The 15,102-nt window shown below is 53.8% G+C and carries 11 protein-coding genes and 1 pseudogene; 4 read left to right on the forward strand and 8 right to left on the reverse strand.

Annotation, left to right across the window (positions count from 1 at the left end; translation table 11 throughout):
* The first annotated feature begins 129 nt into the window (after positions 1-129).
* A complete protein-coding gene (feaR, locus tag ECL_RS10625; RefSeq protein ID WP_013096769.1) occupies positions 130-1,038 on the forward strand; it encodes a transcriptional regulator FeaR in 909 nt (302 codons plus the stop codon).
* On the opposite strand, the gene ECL_RS10630 is transcribed toward feaR, so the two are convergent.
* The 3 genes from ECL_RS10630 to ECL_RS10640 are packed head-to-tail and all read right to left on the reverse strand — an operon-like array spanning position 1,039 to position 4,191.
* On the reverse strand, positions 1,039-1,356 hold the full coding sequence (locus tag ECL_RS10630) for a YdbL family probable chaperone protein (RefSeq protein WP_028028066.1): 318 nt from the start codon (positions 1,354-1,356) through the stop codon (positions 1,039-1,041). It lies immediately after the preceding gene.
* A 7-nt stretch (positions 1,357-1,363) separates the two neighbouring features.
* Positions 1,364-1,555 carry a YnbE family lipoprotein gene (locus ECL_RS10635; RefSeq protein WP_020688201.1) on the reverse strand — a complete coding sequence of 64 codons (192 nt, stop codon included), beginning with the start codon at positions 1,553-1,555 and terminating at the stop codon, positions 1,364-1,366.
* A complete protein-coding gene (locus ECL_RS10640) occupies positions 1,552-4,191 on the reverse strand; it encodes a YdbH family protein (protein WP_013096772.1) in 2,640 nt (879 codons plus the stop codon). Before ECL_RS10640 ends, ECL_RS10635 begins: the two co-directional genes overlap by 4 nt.
* A gap of 210 nt (positions 4,192-4,401) precedes the next feature.
* Between ECL_RS10640 and ECL_RS10645 the strand changes: the two genes are divergently transcribed.
* On the forward strand, positions 4,402-5,391 hold the full coding sequence (locus tag ECL_RS10645; RefSeq protein WP_013096773.1) for a 2-hydroxyacid dehydrogenase: 990 nt from the start codon (positions 4,402-4,404) through the stop codon (positions 5,389-5,391).
* A gap of 39 nt (positions 5,392-5,430) precedes the next feature.
* Here the strand turns inward: ECL_RS10645 and ECL_RS10650 are convergent, their stop codons facing one another.
* From ECL_RS10650 to dcp, 4 genes are all read right to left on the reverse strand, one after another.
* Positions 5,431-6,639: an MFS transporter gene (locus ECL_RS10650; RefSeq protein WP_013096774.1), complete on the reverse strand. Its 1,209-nt coding sequence runs from the start codon at positions 6,637-6,639 to the stop codon at positions 5,431-5,433.
* A 200-nt stretch (positions 6,640-6,839) separates the two neighbouring features.
* Positions 6,840-9,422, reverse strand: coding sequence for a bifunctional diguanylate cyclase/phosphodiesterase (locus tag ECL_RS10655; RefSeq protein WP_013096775.1), 2,583 nt, complete (start codon positions 9,420-9,422; stop codon positions 6,840-6,842).
* A gap of 210 nt (positions 9,423-9,632) precedes the next feature.
* On the reverse strand, positions 9,633-10,751 hold the full coding sequence (gene asd, locus ECL_RS10660; protein ID WP_013096776.1) for an aspartate-semialdehyde dehydrogenase: 1,119 nt from the start codon (positions 10,749-10,751) through the stop codon (positions 9,633-9,635).
* A gap of 266 nt (positions 10,752-11,017) precedes the next feature.
* A complete protein-coding gene (gene dcp / locus ECL_RS10665; protein WP_013096778.1) occupies positions 11,018-13,051 on the reverse strand; it encodes a peptidyl-dipeptidase Dcp in 2,034 nt (677 codons plus the stop codon).
* Positions 13,052-13,194: 143 nt separating this feature from the next.
* Between dcp and ydfG the strand changes: the two genes are divergently transcribed.
* Entirely contained in the window at positions 13,195-13,941 is a 747-nt protein-coding gene (ydfG, locus tag ECL_RS10670; protein WP_013096779.1) for a bifunctional NADP-dependent 3-hydroxy acid dehydrogenase/3-hydroxypropionate dehydrogenase YdfG, read from the forward strand.
* A gap of 91 nt (positions 13,942-14,032) precedes the next feature.
* Complete coding sequence (locus ECL_RS10675; RefSeq protein WP_013096780.1) at positions 14,033-14,719, forward strand: GntR family transcriptional regulator; 687 nt, start codon at positions 14,033-14,035, stop codon at positions 14,717-14,719.
* A 32-nt stretch (positions 14,720-14,751) separates the two neighbouring features.
* On the opposite strand, the pseudogene ECL_RS10680 reads toward ECL_RS10675, so the two are convergent.
* A pseudogene (locus tag ECL_RS10680) lies at positions 14,752-15,075 on the reverse strand (universal stress protein); the annotation flags it as partial.
* Positions 15,076-15,102 lie beyond the last annotated feature (27 nt).

Below are 15,102 nucleotides of genomic sequence, written 5' to 3' on the forward strand. Positions count from 1 at the left end.
TTCGTGATAATTCCGCCTTATAACGCTGTTACCGGTGAGTGTTCTTTCCTATAGTCAGCCTCATGATTCTGACAAAACGCAACACAAATGCAACAATGCGAAAACATTGATGGCGCAGCGAGATAAACGATGGCATGTGTAAGCGAACAGGAACGGTATCAGCAGTGGCTGGCGCAAATTAACCATGTCTGCGGGCGCTTTAACGCGCGTCCTTTAGAGGGGGAATTCTTCGGCGAGCTGGAAACCAGCTACGCCCGAAGCCTGAAGTTAAGTACCGTCACCGCAGGCGGGGTTAATTTGTTCCGCTCCCGTCAGGAGATCGCCCAGAGCAATGATGCCTGGTTTTATACCGTGTTCCAGCTTGAAGGCAGCGCGCAGATTGAGCAGGACGATCGCCGCGCGGTGCTGAACGCCGGCGACATTACGCTTCTTGATGCCGCTCGTCCCTGCTCCATCAACTGGCAGCAAAAATCCCGTCAGATTTCCCTGCTGGTTCCCCGTCAGATTATTGAGCAGCAGTGTCGTTTTCAGGAGGTAAGCTGCGCCCTCGCGCTCTCCCGCTCGCTGCCAACCGTACAGCTAAGCCATCGCCTGCTGCTGGAGAGCATGGGAAATGCCAACCTGAGTGACCGGGAGAGCGAAGCCGCGCTGGAAGCGATGATCTGCCTGCTCCGCCCGGCGTTTCAGCAGCGCGACGCGGTGCAGCCGCGTAAGGAGCGCCAGTTCATGAACGTTCTGTCACTGATTGATGACCATATTCAGTCGGAATCCCTGCGTCCGGAATGGATTGCCGCAGAGAGCGGCATGTCGGTGCGCAGCCTGTACCGCATGTTTGCCGATAAGGGGCTGGTGGTAGCGCAGTACATCAAAAATCGTCGGCTGGATCTGTGCGCGCAGGTGTTGCGCTCCGCCAGCGACGAGGAAAAGCTGGCGGGAATTGGCTACAGCTGGGGATTTGCCGACCATAGCCATTTTTCAACGGCGTTTAAGCAGCGTTTTGGCGTCTCACCGGGCGAGTACCGCAAGCGCTTTCGCTGATTACTTCTTCAGCCATTTTCCGTTAATGCCCTTCACGTATTCTCCCGGCTGCGCGCGGGCCACCAGCTTTTGCCCGGCCATCTTCGCCACTTCATCAACCGGCAGGTTATTGCTGTCCGCCAGCTTCTGGTAGCTTTCCGTACGCGCCGCGTTGATGCGGCTCACCAGCGCCAGCGTTTCGGGGTCTTGTTTCACCGGGGCAAGATACCCGCTCAGGGTTTCCCCGACACGCCCCTGCGCCCGGGCCTCGTTTAAGGTCAGGGTTGCCGCCTGCACGTTCATGCCCAGCGCCAGTAACATCAGAGCTAATCGTTTCATGGCGTCCTCAGAACAGATCGCTGCGCGATTTCAGCAGGGTTTCAACGTCTTTATCAACTTTAATGTGGATCTCATGTTCGATTTTGACGTTCATATTGATGGTGATCGGCTCCTTCGGCGCAGCGACTTCAATGCGCGGCGTACAGCCGGTCAAGAGCGCGGCAACGGCGACGGTGAGTACACCAGCCCTCATTTTCATTGTTGTTCCTCACTTTCCTTGCCAGTCGAACTGCGGATACCAGGTAGCGCCGCGTGTTGCTCAAACCAGGTTTGTAGATTGTCTCCAAAGCGCAGGCTACGCCAGAGAGTAAAGACGTTCTCGTCATGGGTGTAGTTAAGATTCACGGAGCTGCTTTTGCCATCAACCCGACTGGTGCCTTTGAGGGTCGCCTGCATGGTTAATTCACCCAGATTATCTAAATTGAGTCTTGTCCACGACTGTGAAATTTCCATATAGCGGAGCCAGTTAATCGCTGCTCCTGCAACCATATTATCGTTGACGATGGCATCAGCGGTGTCTTTATCAATACGCAGCGTCATCGGCCCCGGGTTGGTTAGCCAGCCATCTTTAATGATCCATTTTTCATTGTCCAGCCAGAACGGTAGTGCCCCGCTTACCGGGCCAGACAGGGCAAACTGCTTCGGATTAATGGCGCTGATCAGCTCGCTGGAGGAGATATTGTCCACGCGCAGCAGCGCCGGGTCATGCTGCGGCATTCTGAGCTGCTGCATGGTGATTTTCCCGCCGAGGGTCTCCACCTTGACGTTGGTCAGCAGCAGCGGGTTTTCCTCGCTCCACGGGTAGTCACCCTGCAGGTCTGCGGTGATGTTGCGCGCGGTCACCAGGTTTTCCACTTCACCAATGCGCAGCGTAACGGGGCCGCGCGTGCCCAACGACCAGGTACCCTCGCTAAAACGGAACGGCAGCACAAAATCCACACCGTTGATCTGGTTGTCTGGCATCCAGGCACTACCGGATTTCAGCACGCCGTGGCCGCCAGCCTCAAAGCCCTGATCGGCAGCGGCAGAGAACGCCACCTGCGCATAGAGCTCACCGTCGCGCAGCGTCATTTTCCAGTCTGGCGGGATCAGTGGCTGGAACACGGTAAGGGATTGTTTTGGCCACCAGGCCTGACCGCGAAGGCGTTCCCCGTCCCAGCGACCGTTGACCTGCACCGGGCCGATGGCCTCGGCATGCAGATCGCCTTTGAACTGGAATATCGTCGGGTCTGTTCCGTCAACGCTGAAGGTCAGCACCGACGGGGGCAACACGCTGCCGCCCGCAAAACGGGTCTCTCCGGCATTGAGCGACAGCGCACCGCTAAATGTCGGCGTGACAGGGTCACGAACCCAGCGTACCGGTTTATCCAGCACCAGACGCGGTTTACTGACTTCCATGGTGCCGTACTGCAGCTTGTCAAAGCCGGTTGAGAGCGCGGTCAGCTCGATGAGTTTGTCGCGCCATTCGCCTTTTCCGGCCACATCCCAGCGCGCGTTCATTGGCGTAAAGCCACCTTTGCCCCAGTAACGCCACTGCCAGAGGCCGTTATCGGGTAAAAAGTCGTTGGCCTGGCCGTCCAGGTGGAGTTCAAAATCCCCCATCTCGTTCTCATGGGCGCGCAGAATCGCCTGCAGACGACCATCCACGCCCTTTTGCGTGAGCTTCACGCCCGCCAGCGGCCAGCGAATTTCGTCGATATCCAGTGAATCAATAATGCGCCCGCGCGAACGCAGCAGCGCGCCCGGCTCAAAGGCAAGCTGCGGATCGTTCAGGCTGCCGGTCAGTCTGGCCGGGAGTCTGGCGTAAAGCACCAGATCGTCCTGTTTGGCCTCGCCGCTCAGGTGAAGCGGCATGTCGCTGTTTTCCAGGCTGAGCCTGCCCGGCCCGAGATTCAGCACAGCGTTACCCTTCCCGGCATCGCCCTGAGTCAGAACATTGAGGCGTCCGGTGAAGGTGGCTTTTTCCAGCCCCTGCTGCCAGTTATCCACCCGGAGACCCACGCGGCCGCTCATCGGCATGCCGGACAGGTTCCAGTTCCAGCGTCCGTCGCTGATATTCAGCTGTTGTGCCGTGATCTGCCACGGTAAATCGAGCAGCGGATCGGGGTTGTCCCGCGCCATCACCAGCAGTTGCCCCTGATTCTCCTGCCAGTCCAGATCGGCATCGACCAGCGAGGTGAGCTGTGGCACGTTAAAAGTTGCGACCGCATGGCCTTTCACCGGCACGCCATCCGGCACCAGCGGCAGGGTAAACTCACCCACCAGCTTTACGGGCGGCACCTGGCCGGGGAGTTGTACATCAAGCTGACTGACCGAGAGAGTCTGGCCGCGTAGCTGCCCTTGGAAACTGACCTGCTCACCGTTGTAGGTCACCGCCTGTACCGCAGGCGTCAGTGAGGCATGCAGTTTCCCTTCCCACTGTTGCCAGGGAGACAGGGTAAGACGGCGGATAGTGAGCCAGGTATTAGGCAGCACCGACTGCCACTGTGCCAGGGTTTTTGGCGCAACGGTTGAGGGGGCTGACTGGGGAATTTTACTGAGGCACACCGTGTTAAGTTCAAGCGCACCAATGTCCAGATTCCAGCGGCTGGGGTGCGACAGCGTGGCGTTTTCAACCCTGGCAATCTCACAATCCTCAACCAGATAGCGCAGATTGGGGATCACCAGCGCGTGACGGGTCAGTTTGGGGCTTTCCTCAAAGGCGATACGTGTACCGACAGGCAACCAGATACCGGCGAGGGTCGGTACCCACTGGGCGAGCGTCATCAGCAGCGTCAGCGGCAATAAAATCAACAGCAATAAGAGCGCAATCGCGGCTTTGTATTTACCCTTCATGGGCAGTTAATATCCTGATTTAGCGAGAGAATTAAGCCGACAGTGCCGATCATTGTCGCATGTTTAGTCAATTAGTTGAAGTAAATGCCAGTTTTAAGAATAGATGCTCTAAAATAATTGATAGAACTTATTGATTTAAATAATATTTTATAAATTGTAAGATTATTTTAATCATGCTAACGTGGATGTAAAATCACTGGAGAAAGTCTTATGAAACTCGCGGTATATAGCACAAAGCAGTACGACAAAAAGTATCTGCAACATGTTAACGAGGCTTACGGGTTCGATCTTGAATTTTTCGACTTTCTGCTGACCGAAAAAACCGCTAAAACGGCGCACGGCTGTGAAGGCGTCTGCATCTTCGTGAACGATGACGGTAGTCGTCCGGTACTGGAAGAGCTGAAAAAGCACGGCGTAAAGTATATCGCCCTGCGCTGCGCGGGCTTCAATAACGTCGATCTTGATGCGGCGAAAGAGCTGGGTCTGAAGGTGGTTCGCGTTCCGGCCTACTCCCCGGAAGCGGTCGCGGAACATGCTGTGGGTATGATGATGTCCCTGAACCGTCGTATTCACCGCGCTTATCAGCGTACCCGAGATGCGAACTTCTCGCTGGAAGGACTGACCGGCTTTACCATGTACGGTAAAACCGCAGGCGTGATCGGTACCGGTAAAATCGGCGTGGCCGCCCTGCGCATTCTGAAAGGCTTTGGTATGCGCCTGCTGGCGTTTGACCCGTACCCAAGCGCCGCCGCGCTGGAGCTGGGCGTGGAATATGTCGATCTCCCGACCCTGTTCTCCCAGTCTGACGTGATCTCCCTGCACTGCCCGCTCACACCGGAAAACTACCACCTGTTAAATCAGACCGCGTTTGAGCAGATGAAAGACGGCGTGATGATCATCAACACCAGCCGCGGCGGGTTAATTGACTCTCAGGCGGCAATTGAAGCACTGAAAACCCAGAAAATTGGCGCGCTGGGGATGGACGTGTATGAGAACGAACGCGATCTGTTCTTTGAAGACAAGTCTAACGACGTCATTCAGGACGACGTGTTCCGTCGCCTGTCAGCCTGCCATAACGTGCTGTTTACCGGGCACCAGGCGTTCCTGACCGCAGAGGCGCTGATCAGCATTTCCGAAACCACGCTGGGGAATTTACAGCAGCTGGAAAACGGCGAAGCGTGTCCTAACGAGATAGTCTAAGCCTGACATGCCGGGTGGCGGTTGCGCCCGGCACATACGCTACGCCCCGTCCGGGGCGTTATCGGTCTGCCAGGTCCGGTTCGGGAAGCGCCACCAGAGCAGGACCGCCGCCAGGGCAATGGCGCTCAGCACACTGAAGGCCGTCGCAAAAGAGTAGTGTCCGGCGATCGTCCCGGTTAACGCGGGGCTCATCGATGCGCCTACCCCCTGCATCAGCATGACCACGCTCTGCCCGGCATTAACGTGCCCGCTCCCACGCAAAAGCACCACGATAAATGACGGCACCACCACGCCCAGGATCCCGGCGGCAAGACCATCAAGAATTTGTACCGGGATCATCATAAACGGTGCATCGGTAGACGCAGCCAGCGCCGCGCGTACCGGCATGATTAACAGCGCCAGCATGATTAAACGCCAGTAGCCATAGCGTTCGATTCGCCTGGAGGCCGAGATAGCCACCGGGATCATCACCGCCTGCGAAATAATCACCGTCGCCGCAGCAAACACGCCGGGATTAACGCTGGCCGGTGCGGCAGCGACCCGCATGCTGAGCATCGGCAACAGGGCCGCATTCGCCAGATGGAACAACAGCAGCGTCAGCCCGGTCACGAACAGGGCTCTGTTTTTCATCAGTACCGCAAAACCCGGCACCGGCTGATGTTCTGACGCGTTCAGGCCACGCGCCGCCTCGTTGTCGATATCCTTGTTGCGTATCGCCAGCAGCGAACAGAGCGTTAACAGCGTTGTACAGGTCATCAGCAGGAAGATGCCCCCAATGCCCCAGTACCACGCAATGCCCCCGGCGATCAGTGCCGTGAGGAAATTCCCACCGTGATTGAACGCCTCATTTTTGCCCATCTGCGCGCTAAACCCGCTCTGCCCCGTCAGCCCCAGAGTGATCCCGGTGATAAGTGGCCCCACGAACGCCGCGCAGATCCCGGTGACAATTTGCGAGAGCGCGACAACGCCACTCTGCTGGCTAAACCAGAGCAGCAGCGTACTCAGGGTGATCAGTAAACAGAGCAGCGCCAGAACGGAACGTTTGTTTTTGGTGGTGTCGGTGATGAACCCCGCCGGCAGCGTGGCCAGAAGTCCTGCCAGACCTCCGGCGGTCATCAGCAAGCCGATGTCATCCGGCGTCCAGTGCCGCTGCGTCAGGAAGATACCGAGAAAAGGACCGAGACCGTCACGGACGTCAGCGATAAAAAAACTCGTCAGGCACAACGCCCGCAGTGAACGAAGAGACATACTTTCTGCCTTTGGTCGGGATGGCTGGCTCGGTTAGCGGCGGCCTGAATCTCAAGTTCGCCCGGAAATCAAAACGTTGAGCCGAGTTTATCAGCCAGACGTCAGAGCGAAAACTACGCGATTTGATTACAGGCACGCCGGGTAACGCTGCGCTTACCCGTCCTACCGGATCAGCAGGCCCAGGCAAGCAGCAAGTACCCTTAATAAATTACGTGGTTGTTTTTTAGATTTAAATCTGCAATCGCCGCCGGTTTGCCGAGTAAATATCCCTGGACTTCGTCACACTTATTTTTCTTCAGGAACGACAATTGTTCTACGGTTTCGACACCTTCTGCGGTGACCTCCATGGAATAGGCTTTACCCAGATCGATAATCTTCTCGACCACCGACTGGTTCTGTGTCGAATCCCCTAAAGAAAAAATAAAGCTTTTATCGAGCTTTAAGCCATCAAACTGGAACTTCCGCAGATAGCTCAGAGAGGCATAGCCGGTACCGAAATCATCAATCAGAATACGCACCCCCATTTTTTTCAGGGCCATCATGGTCTGCAACGTTTTCTCTGGATTAGAGAGCGTGACATTTTCAGTCACCTCTATTTCCAGCCGGGTAGGCTCAAGCCCGGTTTCATCAAGAATAGCTTTTATTCTTTCGGCGAGATCGCTTGCCTGGAATTCAATGGCTGAAATATTGACTGAAACCGAAAGCCCCGGCAGTTTTTCATGCGTCTCTGTACAGGCCTTACGAATGACCCAGTTGCTGAGGTTGATGATGAGCCCCGTTTCTTCAGCGAGTGGAATAAACTGATCGGGCATCATGTTTCCGCGTTCAGGATGCTGCCAGCGAACCAGGGCTTCTACGGCGTCGATGCGAGAATGTCTGAGGTTATAACGCGGCTGATAAACCAGATAGAGCTGGTCTTCCCGAATTGCGGTCTTCAGCGCTAATTCCAGCTTTCTGCGCTCGGTCAGCTTTTCCGACATATCCTGACGATAATAGACCCATCGGTTTCGACCGGATTGTTTAGCCTGATAAAGCGCAATATCAGCATAGCGTAAAAGGTCGTTTGCACTGGTACTGTCCTGGGGAGCCAGAGCAATGCCCATGCTGACGCCGATGGTCACATCATTGCCATCAATGGTGAACGGGCGGTTGAGTTCTTGCACGATGCGATGACACACTTCTTCTATGTGGTCCAGGTGCCGGGTGTTGTCGAGAAGCAGCATAAATTCGTCCCCGCCCTGTCGTGCGACAAAATCACCGCGACGAACACATTGTTTAAGCCGTAAGGCAACCTCGCCAAGCAGGGCATCGCCCGTTGAGTGGCCGAAAATATCATTCACGGGTTTAAACTTGTCCAAATCAAGGCAAATCATGGCAAAGGGGGAATTGTGGATATCCTCTTTAGCCAACTGTCCTGTGAGGAACTCCTTAATATGATACCGGTTGGGAAGGCCCGTTAATTCGTCATGGCGTGACAGAAACTCAACACGTTTGGTGGCTTCCACTTCCAGAGAAACATCCGATGCCGCCCCCCGTAAAACCACCGTGCCATCAGGCTGAGCAGAGAATTTTGCCAGAAGTGTGCAGTACGAGGTTGACCGTTGAGCGTTAGTGTACGGGCAGTTCTTAAATTCAAAGCGCCCCGATAACTCACGCCGCCTGACGCACGTATTTAATAAACCGTTTGTCGAAGGAAAAAGCGCATCCAGCTTGCGTCCCAGCCACTGACTCTCGTCATAGCCCGTGACAGTCGTAAAACGCCCTGATAGCCAGGTGATCGTTAACGATAAATCCGTTTCCCAGAACCAGTCACTGGTGGTTTCACTGACATCCCTGAAGCGTTTTTCACTGGTAATCAGATTTAACCGAGCCTGCTCAAGGAGAAAAATATTTTCGTCATGAATTTTTGCCTTATGCAAAATATGACGCATCAGGATCGCCGTCAGCACGAGGGTCAGAAGGACAGACAGAATGAGCAAGGGTAAAAAATAAATGATCAATGCCTGGCCGGGGTTCTCTGTGTCCCAGATAATGTGGACTGGGCCATTCTGGGTACGTAACGTTAATGCTGTCAGACTGTCTGTCTCAGCAAGGGCGTAAGAAGAGACCGCGCGGACGTTTTCGATCCCTGCATCGTGCCCAATCGCAAGCAGTTTCTTAGCCGTTAAGGTGTCGATAAACAACATGGTTGATGGCTTACCGGGCAACGACTGCACGCTGGTATCATCTCCCGTCGTTATCCATGCCGCAGAAACTATGGCGGGGACGGAATGGATAAGCGTGAGCATGGAGACCGGCAGTCCATTTTTACTGCCCGTCTCACTGAGTAAATGGTCTATGGTGGATTGATCTAACCAGCGTTCCAGCTCTTCGTGCTTCAGTTTCCCGTCAAGCACGCTGTAACGGGTGGTTCCCTCCGGGGACAACACAAACACGCCTTCGTAGCCAAAGTTATCATACAGAGACTTGCCCAGATTCTGCTTATCCCATGCCCAGTTCAGGTCAGTTTTTTGATGAAGATGTTTGTAAGCATCTCCCCACTCAGCATTATCTTTCAAATGGCTGCGCATGTTTTCCTGGCGGGCGTCTAATGCTTGCCTTAACAAAAACTCGTCATGTTTATCGCTGATTTTATTAACATTGTTTTTAATGATCAGCAATGACACTATCGCTGCGATAAAAATACCTATCAACAAGGTAACAATATAGGTAAACGTTTTATTTATCAGTCCTTTAGAATGCTCGCTATCCGTAAAGCCAGGGGTCTTCTGAGGTATGGTCATTCTTCGCCTTCTTAACTGCTATTACGTCATTTTTGTGCTATCCACAGTTATCGGCAAAAAAACACAAATTTTTATAGCGAAGCCTCCTTAAGCAAAACATTGTTTATTTTTTTAACTCAGATCAAATTATTCCGCATAAACGCGCATAAAAAACCAGACTGTCCGCCCGGTTCTGTTTTCAGCTAATAATGAATAACAGGTCTAAACCCATTATATTCTGTTAAGCAAAATATTAAGCATGCGGCGTAATGGTTCCGCTGCCCCCCATAATAGTTGATCCCCAACGGTCAATACCGAATAAACAGGTTCATTATTTAGCGCCATTTGTTTATAACGCCCTACGCCAACCTTAAGCGTGCCGCTAATATGTGCGGGAGTAAGCTGGCTGACGCTGGCCTCTTTATTATTAGGGACGTATTTTACCCAGGGGTGAGCGTCGCTTACCCTTTTAGCAAATTCAGCTTCATCCACTTCGCGTTTGAGTTTCATTGTAATGGCCGCACTATGGCACCTGATTACACCAACACGAATGCACAGACCATTAACCGGGATGGTGCCTTTTTTCAGGCCAAGGATTTTATTTGTTTCTGCTTCACCCTTCCACTCTTCGCGGCTATTGCCATCTCCCAGGTCGCTATCAATCCAGGGAATGATGCTCCCCATCAGCGGCGCGCCAAAATTCTCAACAGGCAAGTCACTGCTGTTAATCAGTTCGCTGACTTTATTGACCAGAGGAAGCACCGAGCCTGCGTTTTCCAGCTCATCGGGGGTTAAGTTTCGGGTGACAAATGCACTTTGGGCGATCAACTCGCGGACATGCTTTGCACCCGCCCCCGAAGCTGACTGATAGGTCATCACGCTCATCCATTCAATGAGATCGGCCTTGATCAAACCGGCGAGCCCCATCAGGCTTAAGGTGATTGAACAGTTTCCGCCTACAAAAAGTTTACCGCCCTTTTTGATGGAATCATCGATATTTTCACGGTTCACAGGATCCAGGATGATACAGGCTCTTTCGTCCATTCGCAGCGCTGATGCGGCATCGATCCAGTAACCTTCCCAACCATGATCAATTAATGATTGATACATCGATTTTGTATATTCACCGCCCTGGCAGGTAATGATGATATCCATTTCCGCCAGCGCATCCAGGGAATACGCATCTTTAAGTACCGAACGGACACCATTAATGACAGGCCCAGGTGCCCCAACAGAAGACGTACTAAAAAAACTGGCTGCAATATCATTAAAATCATTTTCTTCGAGCATGCGTTGCAGCAATACTGACCCAACCATACCGCGCCAACCAACAATGCCAACCTGCTTCACGGGTTTACCTCAATGACGTTATAAAAGTGTTAAGAGAGGTAAAGTTTATAACCCGTTAAATCCCGCGCGTCATTCTTTATTTTACTCGTTTTTGCAATAATAAGAATGTTTAATAAGGGGTTAGCGAAACTGATGAATATTGTGTTTGTGTTCACGTCTACAGAATATAAGGATTCATATGAGGAAAAAATGAGAGGTATTCTGAAGAGTAAAACTGGACAAAAAAACCGGGCTTCCGCCCGGTCCTGTTTAAGCCAAAATTGACGCTACTCGCTCAGCCCGCGATTCTCCAGCATAGGCTCAATCTTCGGATCGTGCCCGCGCCAGTTTCGGAACAGTTCTGCTAAATCCGTGCTGTTCCCGCGCGACAGAATCGCCTCACGGAATTTTTGCCCATTCTCGCGGGTTAAACCGCCCTGCTCGACAAACCACTGATAGCCATCGTCCGCCAGCATCTGCGTCCACAGGTAGGCGTAATAACCTGCCGCATAGCCGCCGCCGAAAATATGCGCGAAGTAGCTGCTGCGATAACGTGGCGGTACGGCGGGCAGATCCAGCCCCTCTTTTTCCAACGCTGCTTTTTCAAATTCCTCTACGCTCGAAACGGCCTCACGAATGCCGTGCCAGTTCATGTCCAGCAGCGCGGCGCTGAGCGTTTCCGTCATGTCATAGCCTTTGTTGAAATGCGTTGCGTTGAGCATGCTTTCGCGCAGCGCGTCCGGCATCGGTTCGCCGGTCTCGTAATGGCGGGCATAGTGGGTAAATACCTGCGGGTGGCTGGCCCAGTGCTCATTGATTTGCGACGGGAACTCAACAAAATCACGCGGGGTATTGGTCCCGGACAGCGTGGCGTAGCGCTGACTGGCAAACAGGCCGTGCAGCGTATGACCAAATTCGTGGAACAGGGTTATTACATCATCCCAGGAGAGCAGCGCGGCGCCTCCGTGGCTGGGTTTTTGATAGTTACACACGTTGTAGATAACCGGACGGGAGGCAAATTCATATGATTGCTCGACGAAATTCCCCATCCACGCTCCGCCCTGTTTGGAATCGCGGGCGAAGAAATCGCCGTAGAACAGCGCCATGCCTTCTCCGGTGTGGTCGAAAATTTCCCACACCCGGACGTCCGGGTGATACACCGGAATATCGAAGCGCTCGACGAAGCGGATGCCAAACAGCTGGCTGGCCGTCCAGAATACGCCATCATGCAGTACGTTATTGAGCGCAAAATACGGCTTAATTTGCGACTCATCCAGGGCATATTTCGCCTGACGCACACGCTCGGCATAAAAGGCCCAGTCCCAGGCCTGCACGGTGAAGCCGCCCTGCTCATCATCAATGACTTTCTGGATATCGGCCTGTTCCTGCACCGCACGGGTGCGCGCCGCAGGGACAATTCCACGCATAAAGGTCAGTGCGGCCTCCGGCGTTTTTGCCATCTGGTCGGCGATGCTCCAGCTCGCAAAGTCGTCAAAGCCCAAAAGCTGCGCCTGGCGTGCACGCAATGCCGTGAGACGAAGGATCAACTCGCGGGTATCATTTTCATCGCCTTTCTGCGTACGCAGCCAGCCTGCGTTGAACAGGTTTTCACGGGTCTGTCGATTGCGAAGCAGTGAAAGCGCAGGTTGTTGGGTGGTGTTCAGGAGGGGGATTAGCCAGCGATCCTTCAGCCCTTTATCGGCGGCGGCCTGAGCAGCCGTGGCGATCTCCTCTGCGCTTAACCCCTCAAGCTGGTGAACATAATCCACCACCAGCCCGCCCGCCTTATCTGCGGCCAGCAGTCGCTGGTTGAACTGGCTGATCAGTGAGGCGACTTGCGTGTTCAGGTCTTTCAGTTCAGCTTTTTCAGCGTCGTTCAGTCGCGCCCCGGCCAGCACGAAGCGCTGGTGCGTCACCTCGACCAGTCGGCGGGACTCAGCATCCAGCGCCTCACGATCCTGCCAGACGCTCTCCACGCGGGAAAATAACGTGTCGTTGAGCCAGATATCATTGGCCAACGCGGCCAGCTCGGTTGAGAGCTGTTCTTCCAGCTCCTGTAAGCGGGCATTGGTGTGCGCCGACGTCATGGCAAAGAAAATACTGCTGACGCGCGCGAGCATGGCACCGCTTTTCTCCAGCGCCAGTACCGTATTATCGAAATCGGGTGCTGCCGTTTGCGCGACGATGGCGTCAATATCTGCCCGCTTCTGGCGTATGGCCTCATCAAATGCCGGGCGATAGTGGCTGTCGTTGATTTCATCAAAACGCGGGGCCTGATAAGGCAGCAGGCTAATGTCAAAAAAAGGGTTACGGGTTGACATCTTTTACTCCTGATAACGGTTAACTTTCCCAGAGTAGGCCAGGCCGCCATTGACCGCAATGCGGTCATACAAATGATGCCTTAACGCACCCTCTCAGGGCGTGCTATGTTAGTACAACACAAAAAGCGTTGAGGAACAGTGAGATGATTATTTTAGTTACCGGGGCAACGGCAGGTTTTGGTGAATGCATCACGCGTCGCTTCGTCGCCAACGGCCACAAGGTGATTGCCACCGGCCGCCGTCAGGAGCGTCTGCAGGAGCTGAAAGAAGAGTTGGGTGACAATATCCTGACCGCGCAGCTTGATGTGCGCAACCGCGCCGCCATTGAAGAGATGATTGCCAACCTCCCCGCGCAGTGGCGTGCCATTGACGTGCTGGTCAACAACGCCGGTCTGGCGCTGGGTATGGAGCCTGCGCACAAAGCCAGCGTGGAAGACTGGGAAAACATGATCGACACCAACAACAAAGGGCTGGTGTATATGACCCGTGCCGTGCTGCCAGGCATGGTGGAGCGCAATCGCGGCCACATTATCAATATCGGCTCGACCGCCGGAAGCTGGCCGTATGCGGGCGGCAACGTCTATGGTGCGACAAAAGCGTTCGTGCGTCAGTTCAGCCTGAACCTGCGTACCGATCTGCACGGCACCGCCATTCGCGTCACGGATATCGAGCCGGGCCTGGTGGGCGGTACCGAGTTCTCCAACGTGCGTTTCAAAGGCGATGACGCGAAAGCAGATAAAACCTACGAAAATGCCAACGCGCTGACGCCGGGAGATGTCACTGAAGCGGTCTGGTGGGTCGCGACGTTGCCAAACCACGTCAATATTAACACCGTAGAGATGATGCCTGTCAGCCAGAGCTTTGCCGGACTTAACGTCCATCGAGGCTGACTCTGCCCTTCCCGGCCTGCGGGCCGGGTCTGTATCAGGGTATAAAAGAATGGTAGTATGTTCAGGCTAACTCTCTGAGAAATGACAACTCATGGCCGCTGAATCGCAACTCAATCCCACCCAGCCCGTTAACCAGCAAATCTATCGCATATTACGACGTGATATTGTGCATTGCCTGATCCCGCCTGGTACCCCGCTTTCAGAAAAAGAGGTATCCGTGCGTTTTGACGTTTCCCGTCAGCCCGTACGTGAGGCGTTTATCAAGCTTGCTGAAAACGGCCTGATTCAGATCCGCCCGCAGCGCGGCAGCTATGTGAATAAAATATCGCTTTCTCAGGTCCGTAACGGCTGTTTTGTCCGTCAGGCCATTGAGTGCGCGGTGGCCCGGCGTGCGGCCACGCTGATGAATGACAACCAGTGTTACTGGCTGGAGCAAAACCTGCATCAGCAGCGTATTGCCATCGACCGCAAACAGCTTAACGACTTCTTTCAGCTCGATGATGAGTTTCACCAGAAGCTGGCGCAAATTGCCGATTGTCAGCTGGCCTGGGATACCATTGAAAACATTAAAGCCACGATCGACCGTGTGCGGTATATGAGCCTCGACCACGTCTCGCCACCGGAAATGTTGCTTCGACAGCATTATGATATTTTCAGCGCGCTGGAAAAACGCGACCCTGACGGTGTGGAAAAAGCGATGACCGTCCATCTGCAGGAGATCAGCGAATCCGTGCAGCTTATTCGGCAGGAAAACAGCGAGTGGTTTAGCGAAGATTAAATTCACCGCACCCTTTCGGCGCGGCGGAGAGATTAGCGTACAACCAGGACCGGAATAGTGGCGTAGCGCAGGATAGATTCCGCATTTGAACCCAGCAGATGCGTGGTGATAGTCGGGTTTTTTGAACCGATAACAATCACGTCATATTCCCCTTCTTTGCTCATCCTGATAATTTCATCGCGCACGTTGCCGAAACGCACCTCACAATGAATGTCCTCCGGGGAGAGATCGAAGAGACGCGTTAACTCCTTCATCTTTTTGCTGGATTCCGCGGTCATATACTCTTCAAACTTCCTGATATCTGCATTGAATCCGCGCAGTAACGAGCGGCTGCTGTTGGGCAGAATGTTGACCAGGGGGCTTTGTTGAATAAATCGAACTTT

Source organism: Enterobacter cloacae subsp. cloacae ATCC 13047, assembly GCF_000025565.1.
Lineage (GTDB): Bacteria > Pseudomonadota > Gammaproteobacteria > Enterobacterales > Enterobacteriaceae > Enterobacter > Enterobacter cloacae.

Coding starts and splice junctions, on each gene's coding strand:
- feaR (WP_013096769.1), top strand. CDS start 130: ATGGCATGTGTAAGCGAACAGGAACGGTATCAGCAGTGGCTGGCGCAA.
- ECL_RS10630 (WP_028028066.1), bottom strand. CDS start 1,356: ATGAAACGATTAGCTCTGATGTTACTGGCGCTGGGCATGAACGTGCAG.
- ECL_RS10635 (WP_020688201.1), bottom strand. CDS start 1,555: ATGAAAATGAGGGCTGGTGTACTCACCGTCGCCGTTGCCGCGCTCTTG.
- ECL_RS10640 (WP_013096772.1), bottom strand. CDS start 4,191: ATGAAGGGTAAATACAAAGCCGCGATTGCGCTCTTATTGCTGTTGATT.
- ECL_RS10645 (WP_013096773.1), top strand. CDS start 4,402: ATGAAACTCGCGGTATATAGCACAAAGCAGTACGACAAAAAGTATCTG.
- ECL_RS10650 (WP_013096774.1), bottom strand. CDS start 6,639: ATGTCTCTTCGTTCACTGCGGGCGTTGTGCCTGACGAGTTTTTTTATC.
- ECL_RS10655 (WP_013096775.1), bottom strand. CDS start 9,422: ATGACCATACCTCAGAAGACCCCTGGCTTTACGGATAGCGAGCATTCT.
- dcp (WP_013096778.1), bottom strand. CDS start 13,051: ATGTCAACCCGTAACCCTTTTTTTGACATTAGCCTGCTGCCTTATCAG.
- ydfG (WP_013096779.1), top strand. CDS start 13,195: ATGATTATTTTAGTTACCGGGGCAACGGCAGGTTTTGGTGAATGCATC.
- ECL_RS10675 (WP_013096780.1), top strand. CDS start 14,033: ATGGCCGCTGAATCGCAACTCAATCCCACCCAGCCCGTTAACCAGCAA.